The organism is Fluviirhizobium alvei (assembly GCF_030551875.1).
Taxonomy (GTDB): domain Bacteria; phylum Pseudomonadota; class Alphaproteobacteria; order Rhizobiales; family Rhizobiaceae; genus Rhizobium_E; species Rhizobium_E alvei.
This window is the reverse complement of sequence record NZ_JAUOZU010000021.1, coordinates 16,341-36,016: the sequence shown is the minus strand read 5'-3', so window position 1 is coordinate 36,016 and position 19,676 is coordinate 16,341. Positions and strand designations below refer to the sequence as shown.

Genomic DNA, 19,676 nt, shown 5'->3' with positions numbered 1-19,676 from the left:
CTCCGATTTCAGGAGGCGAAATCAGAGAATGAAATCGCCCGAATTCATCGAGGTCATGTTGTTGACGCGGATCGAGAAATCGGCGGTGCCATCACCATTGGTATCGCCTGACAGAATGCCATTGGCAAAGCGCAGTTCACCGGCATCACCGGAGAAGGCCTGATTGCCGATGAAGGTGAATTCGTCGTCGCCGCCGCCATTGATGGCATCAATGCCGGACAGGTCGATGAGATCACCCTGGGCGCGGCTGAAATCCTTGATCACATCGCGCTGGCTTCCGGTCACCGAATCCTGCAGCGTCTGGAAGACGAACGTATCGGCGTCGCCCTGGCCCCAGAGCAGGTCGTTGCCCTTGCCGCCGATCAGCTTGTCGTTGCCGTCTCCGCCGTAGAGATCATCCTTGCCATCGCCGCCATTCAGCACGTCCATGCCGCCAAGCCCGTCGAGCTTGTCATTACCGGCATAGCCCGTCAGCGTGTTGGCGACACTATCGCCGGTCAGCGTATCGGCATAGGATGTGCCGCCGACATTCTCGACATTCCAGATCTCTTCTTCACGCGCAGCACCCGTGGTGGCGTAATGGCCGCTCAGATCGACAAGGACACCCTTGCCGCGCAGATAGATGTCATTGTCCTGGATCTTGTAGCTGATCGTGTCGACCCCATCGCCACCATCGAAATAGTTGTTGTAACCGGTCGTGTTGAACGTGTCGTTGCCGCCATCGCCATAATATTCGCTATGGCTGGTTTCGACGGTGAACTTGTCGAAACCCCAGCCGCCGGATACGATGTCGTAACGGTTGCCACGCGTAGAGAAGCCGGTGCCGATATAGGTGTCGCCACCTTCGCCAAGATCGATTTCATTCCAGCCTTCGACCTTGCTTACGACAGTGTCAGAACCAGTACCCGTCTTTACGAAAGTGTCGATCAGGGTCAGGCTGACATAGTCGTTCCCGCCATAGGTCCAGATATTGTAATAAGGACGGGAGTTGGTCTGGTAAACAGAATCCCTGCGATCGTCGCCTACATAATCCATGGCTGCTACTGCCTTTCTTCTCTTTTCGTTTCGAGTCTGTCCTTAGTCGCGAAACATGATCAAATCGCGGCACAGGTCATCGTTTGACTGGCGTGATATTCGCCGATGCCGACTGAATGATGACTGAAACGGGCATTAATCCGAGGTTCATCTTCGTTACCGGCTTGAAACGCGATAGCGCGGGTCGGGTTCCACCGAAACCAATCGATGCGGCACAAGCGCGCATCCCGGCAAAAGGCGAGCTTCTGTCACATTGCGGTGAAGGCAGCGGATTATGCTCCTGCCAGGATTGCAGGAGCCTCGCATGCATCAGACCCTTTCGAGCCATGATTTCAATGAAGCGGAACAGTTGCTCGCCGATATAAGGGCGCTTTCGGAGGCCGTCCATCGCGAAGCCCTTCAGATGTTGCAGAGCTGGGGCAAAAGCGAGGAACAGGCGGCACTCGCCAACCTCGCGCATTACCTGGCGCTTCGCCATCGCGACCTGAGAATTTTGCAGCGCCGCCTGATGCCGTTCGGCCTGTCGTCTCTCGGCCGTCTCGAAAGCCGGGTTGAGCCGACACTTGCGGCCGTCGAGAGGGCGCTGTCTCTGGTGGCCGGCCTTCCACCGCAATCGACTGATTTCGATCCCGACCGTTTCTTTGCCGGCGAGGAACGGCTGGAAGATGCCAGCGACCGCCTGTTCGGCGCACCGAATCCGGATCGCCGTGGCCGGATCATGGTCACCATGCCCTCCGAAGCGGCTGACGATCCGAAATTCATTGCCGATCTCGTTCGCCGCGGCATGGATGTCGCTCGGATCAATTGTGCTCATGATGATGCCGAGGTCTGGGCCCGGATGGCAAAGCATGTCCGCGCTGCCGGGGCCGCAATCGGGCGTTCGCCGCGCATCCTCATGGATATTGCCGGACCGAAGATTCGCACCGGCGACGTCGTGACCAATCCCGGACAGAAGAAGATCGAACTCGGCAATGCACTCCGGCTCGTGGCATCCGGCGAGCCCTGGCTGACCGAGGGCATCGCCGCTGCTGCGACCGTATCGCTGCCGGAGATCGTCACGCGGCTTTCGGTCGGCGACCGTGTTCGCTACGACGATGGCAAGCTCGAAGCCTATGTCGAAAGCCTGGAACCAGGTGCGGCGATCCTGCGCGTAACGCGCGCCAAGGCGGGTGGCGCCAAGTTCAAGCCGGAAAAGGGCCTCAACTTGCCCGATACGGTTCTCGGCCTGTCGCCGCTGACCAGCAAGGATGTCGACGATCTCGAAGCGGTGATCGCCAATGCCGACATGATCGGCTATTCCTTCGTCAGCCGTCCCGACGACATCGATCTCCTCGAGGAGGCGATCGCCCGCATCGGTGCGCCTCAGCGCGAACTCGGGCTGATTGCCAAGATCGAGCAGCCCGAGGCCGTGCGCAATCTTCCTGCGCTGATCGCCACCGCCGCCGGTCGCCGTCCCTTCGGCGTCATGATCGCACGTGGTGATCTCGCCGCCGAGATCGGCTTCGAACGGCTCGCCGAAATGCAGGAGGAAATCCTCTGGATCGCAGAAGCGGCCAGCGTTCCCGTCATCTGGGCGACGCAGGTGCTCGAGGATCTCGTCAAGGAGGGTGTGCCCTCGCGCGGCGAGATGACGGATGCGGCCATGGCAGCGCGCGCCGAATGCGTCATGCTCAACAAGGGGCCGGCTGTGGGTGAGGCGGTCGATCTTCTCTCGCGGCTCTTTGCCCGCATGGATGAGCATATGCTGAAGAAAACGCCGACGCTCCGGGCACTCAAATCCTGGTAAATTCCTTTGGATTCAGTTGGATGGTTCCATTTTCGGAATCATCCTCGCAAAGGGTTGAATCAGCTTCTGAACGCCGCCATTTTCGGCTTGCTTAGCTTTTACAAAATCAATGATCCAATAAAGATTACTTTCATTGAAGCTAGCGCTGTGGCTTTGTGAGACTTCGACTGTTCGGGCGGAGCCGCTGACCAATGGATGAGATGCTGAAATGGGGTGTGCCGCAGGCACGTCCTGCGCGTTACGATGTGCTGTTCGAGCCGGTGAAGATCGGACCGAAGGTGGCGCGCAACCGTTTCTACCAGGTGCCGCATTGTAACGGCATGGGCTATCGCGATCCCACAGCACTTGCCCATATGCGCGGGGTCAAGGCCGAGGGCGGCTGGGCGGTCGTCTGCACCGAGCAGGTCGAATTGCACCATACGTCCGAAATCACGCCCTTCATCGAACTGCGCCTGTGGGATGACCGCGATATTCCGGCACTCGCCCGCATGGCCGACAAGATCCACGAACATGGCGCGCTGGCCGGCATCGAGCTCGCCTACAATGGCATGAACGGCCCCAACCTCTATTCGCGCGAAGTGCCGATGGGGCCGGGGCATCTGCCGGTCGCCACCTTCACCTATGATCCGGTGCAGGCGCGTGCGATGGACAAGGAAGACATCAGGAACCTGCGCAAATGGCACCTGCAGGCGGTGCTGCGCGCCCGTCAGGCCGGCTTCGACCTCATCTATGTCTATGCGGCGCACGCGCTCGGCTTCCTGCATCACTTCCTGTCGCGCCGTTACAATCACCGCACCGACGAATATGGCGGCTCGATCGAAAACCGCGTCCGCCTGCTGCGCGAGATTACCGAGGAGACCAAGGCCGCCGTCGGCGACACCTGTGCGGTCCCGATCCGCATTTCGGTCGACGAGCTATTGGGCGAGGGCGGTCTGGAAAAGGCCGAGGTCGAGGACATGATCGGCCTGATCGGCGATCTGCCCGATCTCTGGGATGTGACGCTTGCCGGCTGGGAGAATGACAGCCGCACCTCGCGTTTTGCCGAGGAGGGCGTGCAGGAGCCGTTCATTTCCGGCATCAAGCGCCTGACCACCAAGCCTGTCGTCGGGGTTGGCCGCTATACGTCCGTCGATCGCATGGTCAGCCTCGTCAACAAGGGCATTCTCGACATGATCGGGGCGGCGCGTCCCTCGATTGCCGATCCGTTCCTCCCCGAAAAGGTGTTCGAAGGCCGGTTCGACGATATCCGCGAATGTATCGGCTGCAATATCTGCGTATCTGGCGATTTCACCATGTCGCCGATCCGCTGCACCCAGAACCCGACCATGGCCGAGGAATGGCGCAAGGGCTGGCATCCGGAAAAGATCCGCCGTGCCAAGACCGAAAAGCCGGTTCTGATCGTCGGGTCCGGTCCGGCCGGTCTCGAGGCCGCACAGGCGCTTGGCAAGCGCGGCTATCCCGTCACGCTCGCCGAAGCCGGCACCGAACTCGGCGGTCGCGTGCTCAAGGAAGCCCGGCTTCCGGGGCTGGCGGCCTGGATCCGGGTTGCCGATTACCGCAAGCTGCAGCTCAACCAGCTCGCCAATGTCGAAACCTATTTCGATAGCCGACTGACCGCCGACGATGTGCTCGCCTTCGGCATCCCGCGCGTGGCGATCGCCACGGGCTCGACCTGGCGCGCCGATGGTGTCGGTCACTTCCATACGGTGCCGATGCCGATTGCCGAGGGTGCCGATGTGCTGTCGCCGTCTGATGTGATGGATGGTCGCCTGCCGAAGGGCAAGACTGTGCTGGTCTGGGATGACGACCATTATTACATGGGCGGCGTCATGGCCGAACTGATGGCCGAAAAGGGCTATGAGACCATCTATGCCACGCCGGCCTCGGAAGCCTCCACCTGGACCCGCAACACGATGGAGCAGCATTTCATCCAGAAGCGGCTCCTCGAAAAGGGCGTCAAGGTGCGCACCTTCGTCTCGGTCGATGCGATCGGCCATGGCGAAGCGACGCTCGGCTGCACCTTCACCGGCCGGCAGGAAAAGATCGCCGCCGACAGTGTCGTGCTGGTCACCGGCCGGCTTCCCAACGAAAGCCTCTGTCTGGATTTGAAGGCCCGTCAGGCCGAATGGGCCGATGCGGGCATCGAAAGCGTCGTTGCCATTGGCGATGCGCTCGCGCCTGCGACCATTGCGCACGCCACCTATGCCGGCCGTCGCTATGCCGAAGAGCTCGACCAGCCGCCGCTTGCCGAAGGCGAGCTGCCATTCAAACGTGAAATCACCGGCCTTGCGCCGCTTTGAGGAGAAGAAAATGCTGCCGTTCAAACTCGATATGGACCGGATCGAACTCGACGCCTGGGGCGCACCGGAAGATATCGGCGCCACAACGCTCGAAGGCCCGATGCAGGTTTCGGGCAAACTGCTGTTCGGAACGCTGGAAACCGCTGTCTCCGGCGGGCTTTATGCCGCCACGAAGGGCAAATACCGCGTCGTCTATGCCTTCCACGAACATGCGACCCTTCTTGACGGCCAGGTTGCGCTGACCGACGAGACGACCGGCCAGACCGTCATCTACGGTCCCGGCGACAGCTGGATCATCGCCAAGGGGACGCCGGTCATTTGGGATGTCCGCTCGCCTTCGATCCGCAAAAGCTACATCGCGGCGATGGCGGATCTCTGAATTGTCGTCAAAGGGTGATCGTTCTGACATCATCCTGCTCCAGAAGGGGTGCCAGAAAGCGGCATATGTGTTATGCCGCTCCTAACCTCCATGCTGCGGAAGCGCAGCGGAGGGCAAGGCAGGAGCAAAACGGCATGCTGAAATGGTTGAAGCGATTGGGCAAGGGCTTCGCACTTGTCCTGGTGCTGTTCGGCTTCTATGTCGTCTATCTGAAGATGAGCGGCAACTTCCATGAAGTCATTGCCGGAGAACTCTATCGCTCCGCCCAGCCGACGTCGGCGCAGCTCGATCGCTATGTCGCCCAGTACAAGATCCGCACCGTCATCAACCTGCGCGGTGCCGATCTCAATACCGATTGGTATCGCGAAGAGATAGCGGAATCGTCCCGGCTGGGGCTCAACCATGTCGATTTCAAGATGTCGGCTTCGCAGGAACTCAGCATCGACGAAGTTCGTCAGCTGATCGCGATCATGCGCGATGCGCCGAAACCGTTGCTCATCCATTGCAAGGCTGGCTCCGACCGCACCGGACTTGCCGCCGTGATCTATACTCAGCAGATCGCCGGCTACAATGAGGAATTGGCCGAACTGCAGCTCTCGCCCTATTACGGTCATGTCGGCATTCCGCTTCTGTCGCCCACCTTTGCGATGGACGTGACCTGGGAAAAAATCGAAAAGGCTTTCGGAATCGAAAGTTAGGAATAGGAATGAATTCTGCGCTTGAAATCCTCGACCGGCTGATCGCGTTCCCCACCGTCAGCCGTGACGGCAATATCGATCTGATCCGCTATGTCGCCGGCCTGCTTGCCGAGGCGGGCATCGAGGCGAGGCTCTATCCCGAGGAACGCGGCGATCGCGCCTCGCTCTTTGCCAGCGTCGGCCCCGAAGTCGATGGCGGCGTGGTGCTTTCCGGCCATACCGATGTCGTTCCCGTCGATGGCCAGGCCTGGAGCAGCGATCCGTTCCGCATGATCGAGCGCGACGGCCGCTATTACGGCCGCGGCACCACCGACATGAAGGGCTTCGTTGCCTGCGCCATCGAGGCGATGGTTGCGGCCAAGGACCGGCCGCTTGCGCGTCCGCTGCATCTGGCGCTCTCCTACGACGAGGAAATCGGCTGCGTCGGCGTGCGCCCGATGCTGGGCGAACTCGCGAAGGCCGGCATCCGGCCGGATTGGGTGCTGATCGGCGAGCCGACCGCCATGCAGGTTGCCGTCGGTCACAAGGGCAAGACCAATATCCGCGCCACCTGCCGTGGCCATGCCGCCCATTCGGCGCTCGCCCCCACCGGCCTCAACGCCATCCATCTCGCCTCCGACCTGCTCGGCCAGATCCGCGCCCTGCAGGAGGAGATCGTCGAGACCGGCCTGCGCGATGACGATTACGATATTCCCTATACGACGCTGCATGCCGGCATCATTCGCGGCGGTGCGGCCCTCAACATCGTACCCGACAACTGCGTGATGGATTTCGAAATCCGCAATCTCGCCGGCGATGATCCGAAAATCTTCCTCGACCGGCTGTTTGCGAGCGCCGAGACAATCAGCGCCCGTCAACGTGGCCGTTTCCCCGAAACCGGCATCACGCTCGAAGTCTTCAATTCCTATCCGGGGCTCGATACGTCCAAACAGTCGGAAACGGCGAGCCGGGCCATGGCGCTGTCGGGCGGCTCCATGATCAAGGTCGCCTTCGGCACCGAGGGCGGCCTGTTTCGCGATCATCTCGATGTGCCGGTCGTCGTCTGCGGTCCGGGCAGCATGGATCAGGGCCACAAGCCGGATGAATTCGTGAGCCATTCCCAGCTCGAAGCCTGCCGCACCATGCTGGGCAAGCTCGTCGACCAGCTCTCCTGACCACGCATTCCAGAGCAATCTCAGCGCGATACGGCTGCAGCTTGCCTTTCTCTGCAAATATATTCAACCAATTGGTTGACAATTAAACGTTGATCATGAATATTCAACCGCATGGTTGAATATAACGCACAGCATATGGATCTGGTCTTTCACGCTTTGTCGGATGCGACGCGGCGCGGGATGTTGGCGGCCCTTGCTTCGGGCGAACGCAATGTCAGCGATCTCGCCGCACCCTATGACATGTCGCTCGCCGCAGCCTCCAAGCACATCAAGGTGCTGGAGAGTGCGGGGCTTATCCGCCGCGAGGTGAGGGGGCGTACCCATGTCTGCCGGCTCGATCCCGGACCGCTGGCGCAAGCGCATGAGTGGTTGGCGATTTACCAGCGCTTCTGGACCGATCGCCTCGATATGCTCGAAAATCTGCTGCGGGCCGACCGCGATGACGATGTCAAAAAGGGAGAGACGCGATGAATGAGCATGCGAAAGTGAACGACTATGCGGCCGTCGTCGAACAGGCGACTTTGAAACTGGAACGCCTGCTGCCCGGTCCCGCCGAGCGTGTCTGGTCCTATCTCACCGACAGCGACCTCCGGCGCAAGTGGCTGGCGTCTGGCCCGATGGATCTCACGGTCGATGGGCCGATGGAACTGGTCTGGCGCAATGACGAACTGACCGACCCGCCCGGCAGCCGCCCGGAAGGTTTCGGCGAGGAACATCGCATGCAGAGCCGGGTGACGGAAATCGATCCGCCGCGTAAGCTGGCTTTCGCCTGGGGCGGCGGCGAAGTCAGCTTCATGCTGGAGCCGAAGGGGGGAGATGTGCTGCTGACCGTGATCCACAAGCGCATCAGCGATCGCGCGAACATGGTCAAGATCGGCGCCGGCTGGCACGCGCATCTCGATATCCTCAAGGCGCGTCTCGAAGCGATCGCCCCCAAACCGTTCTGGGACCACTGGTCGCACTTGCGCGATGACTATGAGGCTATGATCCCGGCCTGAGACCAGGCGTCGATGATAGGCGACGATGGCGCCGGAGCGATTTTGGCTTACGACTATGTCCGGAGGGAAAAACGTCCGGCCCTCCGGATAGGCCACATCCTTCCCCGGCTTGTCGCAATCTTCGCTCCAAAGCATCGCTCTCCGCTATGCTTCGCGTCGGAGGAAGGTGTGCGGTCCCACGCAATGGCTTCCTGTCATTGATGCTTGGTTGAGTTCATAAACGCCATGAAGATTAGAGCATTTCCTGTCAATTCGGGGTCATTCTGACGGAGCGATTTTGCGACAAGATCAAGCAAAGGCCCGCAGGGCATATCCTTTGATACGTTCAAGGGCCTTTGCGCAGGGATTGGTGCAAAAGCGCCCGTCCCTTCGGGTTTCCGATTGGTGGGTGCCCGATGGCGATCCGGTCTTGCCCGATACTTCTGTATCGCGCTTCAACCGGCTCACCACCGGATCACGCGCACCAATCGAGAAACAGAACTGACCCCGAATTGGCAGGAAGTGCTCTAGTTTGCAGCCTTTGCCCAGTCCGGGATGTTCCAATTCACCTTGATGCTCCTGACGCAAGTGTCTGAGAGCTTGCGTTTGGGGTTGTTGGTGAAGGCGACACCCATGTCGGCTACGCAGGATTGGTAGAGAACTGCGCCATGACCCGCTTCAGGAATGAGAAAGACCTGGGCATTGGTCAGCTTTTCGACCGCAACATGAGCCCAGCTGGCGGGCGTCTGCGAATCGTAGAGGCCGCCTATTGAGAGTGTTGGGATATCGCTCTCGACGGGCATATGCCAGTTCTCTCTCGGATGCGGCTTGAAGGCCTTGCATGCTCCGAAAAAGCCGCTCGCCATTCCATCCCATTCGTCTGCCAGATGGGGATATTTGAGACTGGCGGTATAGGCCTTGTATCCCTCGTAGCTGTTATAGGGGATGTCTTCCTGGCAGGCATAGTTGAAGAGATACATGCCTTCAAAGAAGCCCTTTTCCGAAGTTGCCGCGTCGCGCTTGATAATGGCGAATGATCCAGTGACTTCGGTAGCGGTCATGCTGTCGATCAGGGTGAGAAGCCGTTTGGCAGTCTCGCCCTTCGTGTGGGACGTGACAAAACCCGCGAGCGCCTCCTTTGAAGGTTCAATGTTCTGGAGGGCGACATAATCCGCGAGGATGCTCTCAAGCTTGGAAGGGTCTTCGGATTTGACTGCGCGGAGTGCCTTTTCAAGCTCCTTGTCGAACAGGACGGCCACTGGTCCAAACTGGCTGCCTTCGTCAACCAGTTCCCGGAGTTCTGCCATCACGTTCTGGTTCGACCGATCGATACGCTGTGAGATTTCCGCGTTATCGACGAGCGTCTGGATCAGGCTCTGCTGCTCTTTCGGGAGAGCTGTGGCGGCGGCGGCAATATCTGCCTCTCCCGCCTTTGGCATCACAAAATCACGCGCCACCAGCATGTCAACCGTGGGCATTTCCTTGCCGCGATGCAGTTCGTAGATGAATGCGGGAATGTAGGGCGTCATTGACAGGTTTTCGTCGTGCGTATTCCGCTCTTCAAAAGGCCGTAAAACCGTTGTCACCGCAATGGGTTTGCCCTGGTGGATGATCTTGCCGGCCTTTGCCCTCTGCAAAGTCTCGACAATGACCTTGTCGAGATCGGGAAAAGGTTTGTTGCACGTCTCGTCGGCCTTGCATTGATCGACAACGTGATCAATTGTCTCGGCGGTCTTCAGGGCAAAGGTGTCATAAAGATGCACCCAGGGTGGGGCAACACCGTCGATGATCACGGAACGTATGCCCTGCGGTGAAACGCGCATCGTTTCGAGTGCCAGCTTCGTACCGTAGGAAATTCCGTAAAGATTATAGACCGGGTAACCCAGCGCCTGCATGACGGTGTGAACGTCAAGCGCATTTTCCCGTGTGTTATACTTGCTGATATCGATCCCGGCTGCCTCGATTTCCTTCAGACAAGCGGCGACGGTCGTGCTCTCGTTTTGTGGGCCCTGCATATCGCCAATCGTGAATTCGCCTTTCGCAATCTTCAGCGCATTTGTGGACAGCGCCTTGTAGCAATTGACCGAATGACCGGAGATGCCTGCTGAACGCTGGTCCCAGAAGACGATGTCGCGTGTCTTGCGCCATGGTTCGAAGACCTTGCCCAGCTTGTTGAGAATGTCGAAGGCACTTCCGCCCGGCCCACCCTGCAGATAGACCAGCGGATCGGGCTCCGGGTACTGCGACCAGGACTTCATCACCATGAACTTGAGGGCAATGCGTCGCCCCTCAGGCTTGTCGTGATCTTCCGGAACCACCACCGTGCCGCAGAAGACGGTCTTTCCTTCAATCTCATTGACCGGGAATGGACGAGGACAGGCGATCCGTGTCACAGGCAATTGCGGATTTTCTCCACCAGCCTTGAGTGTCGCGAATTCATCGCCACTGTTGCCGGTCAAAGCCGTAATCAGGGTGAAGATGAAACGAAAGTCCATGAAGTACACCTCGCGTCGTCGCCTGCGGACACGCCTTGCTTATCAGGGCATGGACCTTGGAAGAATACACCAAACCGATGACTTTTCGTCAAATGTGTAATCGAGGGTCCAGCCAGCTCTTCTCATCCCGTCTTGGCTGACAGAGGCGACTGAGGAAGAGGCAAATCTGAGCTTCGAAACATGTTGCATAAGTGAAGGATTGTGCCGGCGTTGTCGAACAGGCGACGTTGAAACTCGAACATTTTCTACCCGGGCCCACACAATCGGCTTCTATCAGCGACGCTTGGCCTGAGCCGGCCGGGTCACGGGCTACCTCACGCGCCGTGGCATTTCTTGAACTTCTTGCCCGAGCCGCAGGGGCAGGGGTCGTTGCGGCCGGGCGCCTTTCCGGAGGCGGCCTGGGCTGAAAATTCGCCGCGCATGTAACGCCATTCGCCATCGATCTTCGCAAACAGCGACGTCTCGGTCTGTTCGAAAAGCCGTCCGCCCTGGCGGAAACGCACCGTAAAGCGCACCGTGCCGTCATGATCCTCCGCGCCGCCGCGTTCGGTCGCCTCGATCGAGAGCCCCAGCCATTCGGTCACGGGCAGCGAGGCGGCGAGGTCCTGCCGGTCGAAGGCGCGCGCGGCGTCACCGGCGCAGGTCCGTTCGATATAGTCGAGATTGCCGCGCACGAAGGCGCTGTAGCGCGATCGCATCAGCGCTTCTGCCGTCGGGGCCGGCTTGCCCCCATGATAGGGCCCGCAACAGGAAATCTCGAACCGGCCGGAGCCGCAGGGACAGGCAATCATATCGGTCTCACGCGCAAAGGATCATCCGCCAATAGCGCCTTGGCGCACCGATGGCCAGCCCCTCCGTCGGCGGATTATGGGATCCGCATTTGCCTCGGCGCAGCCGAAGCAGGGGCTCCGAAAGAACTAATTTCCCAAAGCAGGGCGCGCTGCCAACATCATGACGCCCGCAAGGGTTGCCCGGGCCAGGCAGGGTGAGGCCGATGGGGAAGGCGCGATGATCCGCAAGGGCGAAGACTATATCCAATCGATCCGTGACGGGCGCGAGGTCTATATCGGTGGCGAGCGGGTGCGCGATGTGCCGACCCATCCGATGTTCAAGCCGCTCGTCGATATCCGCGCCCGCATCTATGACATGGGCCATGATCCGAAACTGCGCCATATCATGGCCTATCAGGAGGATGGCGCCTGGAATGCGGTCGCCAACAAGCTGCCGCATGTCCAGTCCGACTGGTGGGACAAGCGGCGCGCCACCGATACGGTGCTGGAGGAGCTCGGCGGCATCGTCACCCGCGTCGGTGATGAGACGGTCGGCGAAATGTGGTCGCTGTTCGATGGCCAGGATGTGCTCAACGAGGTCGATCCGCAATTTTCCGCCAACATCCGCACTCATATTCACCGGGTGATCCAGACCGATCCGTTCCATGTTTCGGCCAATACCGATCCGAAGGGCGATCGGTCGCGCCTGCCGCAGGAGCAGGATCCCGACATGCTCCTGCATGTGGTGCGCGAAACCGATGCCGGCCTCATCGTGCGCGGCGCCAAATATGAGACCGCCGCCGCCTATGCCAACCAGGCCTTCACCAAGCCCACCATCGCCAACTGGGGCAACGAGGCCTATTCGGATTATGCCGTCGGCTTCATCTGCGATCTCGGCACGCCGGGGCTGAAATTCATCTGCCGCACCGGTTTTGCCGGCCGCGCGCCGGCCGAGGATTACCCGCTCTCCAACCGGTTCGACGAGATCGATACGCTGGTGATCTTCGATGATGTGCTGATCCCGTGGGAGAATGTGCTTTTCTATCGCCACACGCGGGCGGCCATGTTCATGCGGGCAACGTTGCACCGCTATTCGGCCTTCGCCTTCGTGCAGCGCAGCCTGAAATTTGCCGACATGATGATCGGTGCAGCCCTCTTCAATGTCCGCCAGACCGGGCTCGACAAGCAGCAGGCGGTGCAGGAAAAGCTCGCCCGCCTTGCCGTCTATCGCGAAGGCATCAATGCGCATCTGACGGCGGCGATTACGCTGTGCGAACGCTCGCCCGGCGGGCTGATGATGCCCAACCAGTCGCTGCTCTATACCGGCCGCGTGCTGGCGACCGCGGAACTGCACGAGATGATCCATATCGCCCGCGAACTCTGCGGCGGCCAGATCTGCATCACACCCGACAAGGCCGCCTTTTCAGCCCCGGACACCGCTCCTTGGCTCGAGAAGTATTATAGCGTCAACGCGGACTGGGTGGCGGAAGACCGCCGCAAGCTGCTCGCCTTCGCCCGCGATCTTTTAAATTCCGATTATGCCGGCCACCGGCTGACCTTCCAGCTTTTTGCCCAGTCGCCGCCTTATGCGCATCTCGCCGCCGTCTATCGCAATTTCGACTGGGACGGGCCGCTCGACCTGGTGCAGAAGGCAGCCGGCCTCTCGAACCGCGTTCTGGGCGAAACCACTCGCACGCCGGGCGACAGCGCCATCAGCCAATGGTTCAATGCAGCCCCCGCCGCGCGGGCAGCGGCAGAGTGAGGGGGTGTTTTGTAGAGAAGCCGCGTTTTGGCTATGGGGTTTCCAACAGGCGTGAAGAAGGCGATTGCAATTCGAATAAATTGATACAATTTAAGGGTGCTGATATCAGGGGGATTCAATGCTGTCGTCTATAAGATTCAAGTTTGGTTCAACAGTAAAACAACCACCTTTGGAGGTTCAGACCCCGCCATCAGTTACAATTTTTGTCGGCCCAAACAATTCAGGAAAGAGTCAGGCCCTTCGGGAACTGGTTTCCGTATTTCGGTCCGGTCAGACAGAAGGATTTTGCGTTGTTGATGATGTTTCATTTGATGCTATTGCTAGAGATGTCGCTGTAAACGAACTAAAGAAAATTATTGTAGAGCCAGAGCCCGGCGCTCAAAAAATAAATGGTTATGTTTATATAAATCATTATAAAGAAGAAATGATGCATGTACCAATTGTTGATTTTTTAAATGCTTTGCAATATCCTAATTCCGCAGAAGGCAGACATAGAAGAAATTTTTCATCTTACTATTTAAAAAATTTAGTTCTCGCCCTAGATGGCCCTTCAAGAATCCAATTAATAAATCCGCAAGAGCGAGGAGATCTTAAAAAGCCAGCAAGTGTATTTGCGCGTTTGTTCGTTGACGATGAAAAACGTTCGGCCCTGCGGAAGCTAGTTTACGATTCTACTGGGTTACATTTTGTTCTCGATGCATCAGTTGGCAGTCACCTGCATGCTCGGTTTGGCTCTGAGGCTCCACCTAATGAACGGTCTTTGGAGGAAGGCACCCTCGACTACATGAGGGATGCCCGCGGCATCGAAAGCGTCAGCGATGGAGTGAAAGCGTTCACCGGTATCTTGTTACAGCTGCATGTTGGACAGCCACGCGTAATAACCGTCGATGAACCCGAAGCGTTTCTACATCCAAGTTTGGCCTTCACCCTCGGCAAGGAGCTCGCAAAGGGAGCCGTCGATGAGGGCAAACACGTATTTGCGTCAACGCATAGTGCACAATTTCTTATGGGCGCTATATCTTCTGGAGCCGAAGTCAACATCATCCGATTGACGTATCAAGATGGCGTTGGAACAGCGCGTCTGCTCCCCAGTGCCGAGCTAAAGGTGCTTATGCGGGATCCTCTGTTGAGATCGGTCGGAGTGCTGGAAGGACTGTTTTTCGATTGCGTGGTTGTTGGCGAGGCGAATGCTGATAGAGCTTTTTACCAGGAAATAAATGAGCGTCTGCTCGCGCAAAATGATGGAAGAGCGGCTCCGCGCACTCTTTTTCTGAATGCGGACAACAAGCAGACAATACCTAGAATTATCGCGCCCCTAAGGAAACTGGGCATTCCGACCGCCGGAATTGTTGATATTGATGTTTTTAAAGATGGGGGAGCAGAATGGACAAAGCACCTTGGTGCAATCGGCTTGCCGGAGGGCGAATACGATGCCTATGCAAGTAGGCGCTCTACTGTTTTTAAGGCGTTGGAGGCGGCAAATAAAGACTTTAAAACACAGGGTGGAATTACCTTGCTCAAAGGCGGCGACCTTGAAATGGCAAAGAACCTTCTGGCTGATCTAGGTCGATATGGCCTCTTTGTAGTCCCTCGTGGCGAGGTTGAACACTGGCTGATGGATTTAGACGTTGCGCGTTCGAAGAATGGGTGGCTACGGAGTATATTTGAAAAAATGGGAAGCGATCCGAATTCCGATGGCTATGTGAAGCCGGGGATCGGTGATGTATGGGATTTCATGGGGGAAATCTCTGGTTGGCTAAAGAACCGGAATCGCAGAGGCATTCCGGCTTAGCTGCAGATTGCTTAGACTATCTTTGTGCCAACATTTGAAAGCTTGTCAAAAAGCCGGCATTCGCGCCGGCTTTCCCTCACCCCTTGCGGGCAGCAATCTCTTCGGCGAGATATTTGGCATCGTGCCAGACGCCCCAGATGAAGGGCGAGGCGCGGCGGGAAAGCCAGGCGAGGCCGAGGAAATAGAAGCCCGGCACCTTGGAGACGCCGCGCTTGTGGTCCGGCCGGCCCTTTTCATCCGTCACGGTGAACTTGATCCAGTCATAATCGAGCGCATAGCCGGTCGCCCAGATGATCGAGGTGATGCCGGATTCCGCGAGATCGAGCTCGAGGATCGGGTTCTTCACGCAATCGGGCTCGGGCCCGATCACATGCGCTTCCGGCTCCTCGGGGAAATCGAGCCCTTCGCGGGCGATATGCGCATCGGCCGATTGCAGCACCGACAGATAGTCGGCATCGCCCATGGCAATGTTCTGCGCCAGGTCCGGGGCAAAATGCATGGTGCCGTCCTTAAAGGATTCGGCGCGGCCGACCAGCGTGATGCCATTCTGGGCAAGGTCGCGGAAATCCACCGTATGGCCGCCACGGGCACCGCTGACGGCAATCGTCACATGTTCGGTCGAGGGAGCGGGCGTTTCCATGTTCCACAGACCAAGCGCGCCCAGCCACCAGACGAAATCCTTGCCGCGATAGCTGCGCGGCGGCCGGTTGTGCGGCCCCACCGCGAGATAGACCTTGCGGCCGGCACGCGCCAGTTCATCGGCAATCTGCACGCCGGAGGAACCGGCACCGATCACGAGAACGCCACCCTCCGGCAGCTGGGCCGGGTTGCGGTAGGCGGCCGAATGGATTTGCAGGATGCCGCTGTCGGCCGGCACCACCGGCGGGATCACCGGCTTCTGGAACGGACCGGTGGCGGCCACCACATTTTTGGCTTCGATCACGCCCTGGCTGGTTTCGGCAATGAAGCCTGAACCGTCCGGCTTGCGGCTGAGCGAAGTGACCTCGACGCCGGAGCGGATCGGCGCATCGATCTGTTTGGCATAGGCCTCGAAATAGCTGACGATGCTGTCCTTGGTGGCAAACCCGTTCGGGTCGGTGTCGTCGAAGGTCATGTTCGGGAAACGGTCGTGCCAGGCGGGGCCGTTCGCCACCAGCGAATCCCAGCGCTCGGACCGCCACCGCTCGGCAATGCGGTTGCGTTCCACCACCAGATGCGGAACCTTGGCATTGGAAAGATGTTCGCTCATCGCGAGCCCGGCCTGGCCGCCACCGATGATGAGTGTGTCGACTGTTTCAACCGTCATGGGGAGGGCTCCTCTGCCGAAAACCTGATTGTCCGGCCGGCTGCCGGGGTTGCAAAAGATCTAGTCGAAGCTGCTGGTTCGGGAAATAATGATTTAATTCGCATTTGATTTGGATATTTTGAAGCAGCATGGCGCAGCCCGTTTTGCGCGGCTTCCTATCGGTTGGCTAAGCAGGTCTATGCCGTGCTTCGGTTTTCTTGATGCAAAGGGCAAGGAAAGCCTTCTTTCCTTCGCGCGCGACTTGCGCTCCTATGGGCGTAACGCCCGTTTGGATCGGGCTACGTCAACCGAAGAATGGAACGATCATGCCCGTCCACAAGCGCATCCGGATGTTCAACACCAAGGACACCTATCCCGAACAGAAGCTCGACAACGATCTCTGCCAGGTGGTCGTTGCCAAGGGCACCATGGTTTTCGTGCGTGGCCAGATCGGCCAGAATCTCGATACGTCGGAAAATGTCGGCATCGGCGATGTTGCCGCCCAGACCGAGCAGGCGATGGCCAACATCAAGATGCTGCTTGACGAGGCCGGTTCGGATCTGTCGCATATCTGCAAGATCACCATCTATCTCGTCGATCCGCGGTTCCGCGAAACGGTCTATCGCGTCATCGGCAAATGGCTGAAGGGTGTGTTCCCGGTTTCCACCGGCGTCGTCATTTCCGCGCTCGCCCGCCCCGAATGGCTGGTCGAGGTCGATGTGACTGCCGTCATCCCGGATTGATGCCATGACCTTCTCGATCATCGGTCGCTGCCGCGACACCGGCATGATGGGCATTGCCATCTCCTCGTCCTCGCCGGCGGTGGCGGCTCGTTGCGCCCATGCCCGCGCTGGCGCTGGCGTCGTGGCGACCCAGAACATCACCGATCCGTCGCTTGGGCCCAAGGGACTTGATCTGATGGCATCGGGCCTGTCGGCGGAAGAAGCGCTTGCGGCGCTTCTCAAGGATTATCCGCATGCCGACTGGCGGCAGGTGATGCTGCTCGATGCGGCCGGTCGCACGGCGCAGCATTCCGGCAGCCAGACGCTCGGCGTCAACAATCTCGCAGAGGGCATCGATTGCGCTGCCGGCGGCAACCTGCTCGCCAATCCCTTCGTCCCCAAGCGCATGGTCGCCGCCTTCGAAGAGGCGCCCGGTCCGCTCGGCGATCGTCTGCTCGCGGCCATGAAGGCGGCACTCGCCGCCGGCGGCGAGGCGGGTCCAGTCCATTCGGCCGGAATGCTGATCGTGCGTGAAGTCAGCTGGCCGGTCGCCGATCTGCGGGTCGACTGGGCCGAGGAAGATCCGATCGGCGAACTGGAAACCCTCTGGGGCATCTACAAGCCCCAGCTCGAAGATTACGTCACCCGCGCGCTCAACCCGTCGGGCTCGCCAAGCTACGGCGTCCCCGGCGACGAGTGACCGATCGGCTGGACACGCGATCAATTTCAGGACTGAACCGATGACCAAGACCAAGGCCGACTGGCTTTCTCTCAAAGCAACGCTCGCGATCCGCAACCTCGCCTATATCGATGGCGCCTATTGTCCGGCGCTCTCGGGCGAGACGTTCGATTGCGTCAATCCGGCCACCGGCGAGGTGCTGGCAAAGATCGCCTCCTGCGATTCAGCCGATGTCGATCGTGCTGTCACCGCTGCTCGGACCGCGTTTGAGGATCGCCGCTGGTCCGGCAAGACGCCGTCGGAACGCAAGGCGGTGCTTCTGAAACTCGCCGATCTCATCCGCGCCAATCTCGAGGAATTTGCCCTTCTCGAAAGCCTCGACATGGGCAAGCCGGTCGCAGAAGCAGCTGCCATCGATGTTCCGGGGGCTGCCGGAGTGTTCCAGTGGTTCGCCGAAGCGATCGACAAGGTCTATGACGAGGTGGCACCGGTCGGTTCCGGCAATCTGGCGCTCGTCCGTCGCGAGGCGCTCGGCGTCGTCGGTGCCGTCGTGCCGTGGAACTTCCCGCTCGATATGGCGGCCTGGAAATGCGCGCCTGCGCTGGCGCTCGGCAATTCCGTTATCCTGAAACCGGCCGAACAATCGCCGCTCACCGCCCTTCGTCTGGCAGAGCTCGCCACCGAAGCCGGCATTCCGGCCGGTGTGTTCAACGTGCTGCCCGGTTATGGCGAAAAGGCCGGCAAGGCCATGGGCCTGCATCCGGATATCGATTGCATCGCGTTTACCGGCTCCACCGAGGTCGGCAAGTATTTCCTCGCCTATTCGGCACAGTCGAACATGAAGCAGGTCTGGCTCGAATGCGGCGGCAAGAGCCCCAACATCATCTTCGCCGATTGCGAGGATCTCGATGCGGCAGCCGACATGGCGGCCTTCGGCATCTTCTTCAATCAGGGCGAGGTCTGCTCGGCAAACTCGCGGCTGCTGGTGCAGAAGGAAATCGCGCCGGCGTTCGTTGCGAAGATGCAGGAGCGGGCTCAGCGCTACCAGCCGGGTGATCCGCTCGATCCTGCCACCACCATGGGCGCCATCGTCGATGCCCGCCAATGCGACCGCGTCTATTCCTATATCGAACAGGGCAAGAAAAGCGCGACGCTTGTGGCCGGTGGCGAACGGGTGACGGTGGAGGGCAAGGGCTCCTTCATCCAACCGACGATCTTTGCCGATGTCGATCCGGGTGACCGTCTCGCCGTCGAGGAAATTTTTGGCCCGGTCCTGGCGGTCACGACCTTCGAGACGGAAGAGGAAGCGGTGCGGCTAGCCAATGCCTCGATCTATGGTCTGGCAGCCTCGGTCTGGACCTCCAACCTCGCGCGCGCCCATCGCATGATCGAGGCGCTCAGGGTCGGCACGGTGTCGGTCAACACGGTCGATGCGCTGTCGCCGATGACGCCGTTCGGCGGTTTCAAACAGTCCGGCATCGGCCGCGATCTGTCGCTGCATGCCTTCGACAAGTTTTCGGGCCTGAAAACCGCCTGGATCAAATACTGAGACCTTGAAATGGCCGGCAGCCGCCGGCCATCCCTTTTCATAAGTGGCGATCAGGAATCCGCATCGCATTCCTGGATTTCGCAGGTCTGGTCGGTCGTGGCGCGGGTGGCGCATTCGTTGAGGGCGCGCTCACGGGCATCGCCTTCATCATCATAGTTGTAGCTGTAGCCATAGGTGCCGTTTTCAGAGACGGCAATGCAGCCCCAGGCAAAGGCCGGTTGAACGGAGGCAGCCGACGATGCGCTAAGAACGAGAGCGGCCAGGACAAGGCGTGCGCGAATTTTCAAGTTGTT

Annotated in this window: 17 protein-coding genes; 12 read left to right on the top strand and 5 right to left on the bottom strand. The window is 59.4% G+C overall.

Annotation, left to right across the window (positions count from 1 at the left end; genetic code table 11):
- Positions 1-21 precede the first annotated feature (21 nt).
- Complete coding sequence (locus Q4481_RS22645; protein ID WP_304378692.1) at positions 22-1,035, bottom strand: calcium-binding protein; 1,014 nt, start codon at positions 1,033-1,035, stop codon at positions 22-24.
- Positions 1,036-1,339: 304 nt separating this feature from the next.
- Here Q4481_RS22645 and Q4481_RS22640 point away from each other — a divergent pair, with 304 nt between their 5' ends.
- The 7 genes from Q4481_RS22640 (at position 1,340) to Q4481_RS22610 (ending at position 8,350) form a co-directional block, all read left to right on the top strand.
- Entirely contained in the window at positions 1,340-2,821 is a 1,482-nt protein-coding gene (locus tag Q4481_RS22640; RefSeq protein ID WP_304378691.1) for a pyruvate kinase, read from the top strand.
- Positions 2,822-3,012: 191 nt separating this feature from the next.
- Positions 3,013-5,121 carry an oxidoreductase gene (locus tag Q4481_RS22635; protein WP_304378690.1) on the top strand — a complete coding sequence of 703 codons (2,109 nt, stop codon included), beginning with the start codon at positions 3,013-3,015 and terminating at the stop codon, positions 5,119-5,121.
- Between the two features lie 10 nt (positions 5,122-5,131).
- Positions 5,132-5,500, top strand: a complete 369-nt coding sequence (locus Q4481_RS22630; RefSeq protein ID WP_304378689.1) for a cupin domain-containing protein — start codon at positions 5,132-5,134, stop codon at positions 5,498-5,500.
- Between the two features lie 134 nt (positions 5,501-5,634).
- Positions 5,635-6,198 (top strand): dual specificity protein phosphatase family protein, encoded by a 564-nt coding sequence (locus tag Q4481_RS22625; protein WP_304378688.1) that lies wholly within the window; start codon positions 5,635-5,637, stop codon positions 6,196-6,198.
- An 8-nt stretch (positions 6,199-6,206) separates the two neighbouring features.
- The gene (gene argE, locus Q4481_RS22620; protein ID WP_304378687.1) at positions 6,207-7,352 is read left to right on the top strand and encodes an acetylornithine deacetylase; all 1,146 of its coding nucleotides are present in this window, start codon (positions 6,207-6,209) and stop codon (positions 7,350-7,352) included.
- A gap of 111 nt (positions 7,353-7,463) precedes the next feature.
- Positions 7,464-7,823: an ArsR/SmtB family transcription factor gene (locus Q4481_RS22615; RefSeq protein WP_304378686.1), complete on the top strand. Its 360-nt coding sequence runs from the start codon at positions 7,464-7,466 to the stop codon at positions 7,821-7,823.
- Positions 7,820-8,350 (top strand): SRPBCC family protein, encoded by a 531-nt coding sequence (locus tag Q4481_RS22610; protein WP_304378685.1) that lies wholly within the window; start codon positions 7,820-7,822, stop codon positions 8,348-8,350. Before Q4481_RS22615 ends, Q4481_RS22610 begins: the two co-directional genes overlap by 4 nt.
- A gap of 506 nt (positions 8,351-8,856) precedes the next feature.
- Here the strand turns inward: Q4481_RS22610 and Q4481_RS22605 are convergent.
- Positions 8,857-10,824 carry an alpha/beta fold hydrolase gene (locus Q4481_RS22605; RefSeq protein WP_304378684.1) on the bottom strand — a complete coding sequence of 656 codons (1,968 nt, stop codon included), beginning with the start codon at positions 10,822-10,824 and terminating at the stop codon, positions 8,857-8,859.
- Between the two features lie 314 nt (positions 10,825-11,138).
- Positions 11,139-11,615: a YchJ family protein gene (locus tag Q4481_RS22600; protein WP_304378683.1), complete on the bottom strand. Its 477-nt coding sequence runs from the start codon at positions 11,613-11,615 to the stop codon at positions 11,139-11,141.
- Positions 11,616-11,832: 217 nt separating this feature from the next.
- Here Q4481_RS22600 and Q4481_RS22595 point away from each other — a divergent pair, with 217 nt between their 5' ends.
- Together Q4481_RS22595 and Q4481_RS22590 are read left to right on the top strand one after the other, a co-directional pair.
- The gene (locus Q4481_RS22595; protein ID WP_304378682.1) at positions 11,833-13,356 is read left to right on the top strand and encodes a 4-hydroxyphenylacetate 3-hydroxylase family protein; all 1,524 of its coding nucleotides are present in this window, start codon (positions 11,833-11,835) and stop codon (positions 13,354-13,356) included.
- A 118-nt stretch (positions 13,357-13,474) separates the two neighbouring features.
- Positions 13,475-15,148, top strand: a complete 1,674-nt coding sequence (locus Q4481_RS22590; protein ID WP_304378681.1) for an ATP-dependent nuclease — start codon at positions 13,475-13,477, stop codon at positions 15,146-15,148.
- A 76-nt stretch (positions 15,149-15,224) separates the two neighbouring features.
- Here the strand turns inward: Q4481_RS22590 and Q4481_RS22585 are convergent, their stop codons facing one another.
- Positions 15,225-16,454, bottom strand: a complete 1,230-nt coding sequence (locus Q4481_RS22585; protein ID WP_304378680.1) for a flavin-containing monooxygenase — start codon at positions 16,452-16,454, stop codon at positions 15,225-15,227.
- Positions 16,455-16,759: 305 nt separating this feature from the next.
- On the opposite strand from Q4481_RS22585, the gene Q4481_RS22580 reads away from it, so the two are divergent.
- The 3 genes from Q4481_RS22580 to Q4481_RS22570 are packed head-to-tail and all read left to right on the top strand — an operon-like array spanning position 16,760 to position 19,383.
- Complete coding sequence (locus tag Q4481_RS22580) at positions 16,760-17,176, top strand: RidA family protein (protein WP_304378679.1); 417 nt, start codon at positions 16,760-16,762, stop codon at positions 17,174-17,176.
- A gap of 4 nt (positions 17,177-17,180) precedes the next feature.
- A complete protein-coding gene (locus tag Q4481_RS22575; protein ID WP_304378678.1) occupies positions 17,181-17,855 on the top strand; it encodes a DUF1028 domain-containing protein in 675 nt (224 codons plus the stop codon).
- 40 nt (positions 17,856-17,895) lie between these two features.
- The gene (locus Q4481_RS22570; RefSeq protein ID WP_304378677.1) at positions 17,896-19,383 is read left to right on the top strand and encodes an aldehyde dehydrogenase; all 1,488 of its coding nucleotides are present in this window, start codon (positions 17,896-17,898) and stop codon (positions 19,381-19,383) included.
- A 50-nt stretch (positions 19,384-19,433) separates the two neighbouring features.
- On the opposite strand, the gene Q4481_RS22565 is transcribed toward Q4481_RS22570, so the two are convergent.
- Positions 19,434-19,670, bottom strand: coding sequence for a DUF4189 domain-containing protein (locus tag Q4481_RS22565; protein ID WP_304378676.1), 237 nt, complete (start codon positions 19,668-19,670; stop codon positions 19,434-19,436).
- Positions 19,671-19,676: the final 6 nt, after the last annotated feature.